A 1,090-nucleotide genomic window follows, 5' to 3' on the forward strand; every position below is an offset into this window, starting at 1 on the left:
GGCTATACCGGCAGCTCGTGAACAAGGGCTTCGAATGCATGGTATGCGCGCCGTCGCTGATTCCACGCAAGCCCGGCGAGCGGGTGAAGACCGACCGGCGCGATGCGATCAAACTGGTGCGCTCGCTGCGCGCGGGCGATCTGAGTGCGGTGCATGTGCCGGATGTCGAGGATGAGGCGTTTCGCGATCTGGCCCGAGCCTGGTCGAGCGCGCGTGAGGATCTGGGACAGGCGCGCCGACGGCTGAAATCGTTCCTGCTGGCGCACGATGTGCGTTACAGCGGGCGGGCCGACTGGAGCGCGGCACACCGGCGGTGGATCAGCGCGTTCACCTTCGATAGTGAATGGCAACAACTGGCCTTTAACGAACACCGGCGCACCATTGAGGACCGGCTTGCCCAATGCGAACGGCTGGAGGCGGCATTGCGCGAGGCGCTTCCGGGCTGGCGTTTCTATCCGGCGGTGCTGGCGCTGCAGGCCATGCGCGGCATCCAGTTCACGGCGGCCATTGGACTGATGTCTGAACTGGGGGACCTGTCGCGCTTCAATCATCCGCGGCAACTGATGGCCTGGCTGGGGGTGACACCGTCGGAGCATTCATCGGGCGAGACACGCCGGCAAGGCAGCATCACCAAGACCGGTAATCGCTACGCGAGGAAACTGCTGATCGAATCGGCGTGGAGCTACCGGCATGCGGCGCGCGTGAGTCCGGAAATCCAGCGACGCCATGAGGGGTTGCCCAAGCCGATCGTCGATCGGGCGTGGGACGCCCAGGTGCGGCTGTGCCGGCGCTACCGCCGGCTGGTGAATCGCGGCAAGAGCGCACCGACGGCGATCGTGGCAATTGCCCGTGAGCTGGCTGGCTTTATCTGGGATATCGGGCGTATGGGCATGGCTGCCGCGGCGCCGTCAGCCACGCAGCGCTGACAGCGCCGCGACAGCCATGGATGATGTAGACGACCCATTGTGATGACAGCGTGTGTTCCCTGAGGGCGGCGCAGCCCGGTATGCGAGCAATCCGCGACTTTTGCGTGGCAACGGCTTCGGCGCGACTTGCGGAGTAAGTCAGCGGCAGGCTCATGTGACGGAAC

1 protein-coding gene is annotated in these 1,090 nt (G+C 65.2%); it reads left to right on the top strand.

Annotated features, from left to right (window positions below; translation table 11 throughout):
- The coding region (locus PQQ96_RS42065) for an IS110 family RNA-guided transposase (RefSeq protein WP_408303328.1) at nucleotides 1-926 on the top strand (926 nt) is incomplete at its 5' end.
- Nucleotides 927-1,090: the final 164 nt, after the last annotated feature.

The organism is Paraburkholderia sediminicola, from assembly GCF_046027825.1.
Classification (GTDB): Bacteria; Pseudomonadota; Gammaproteobacteria; order Burkholderiales; family Burkholderiaceae; genus Paraburkholderia; species Paraburkholderia sediminicola_D.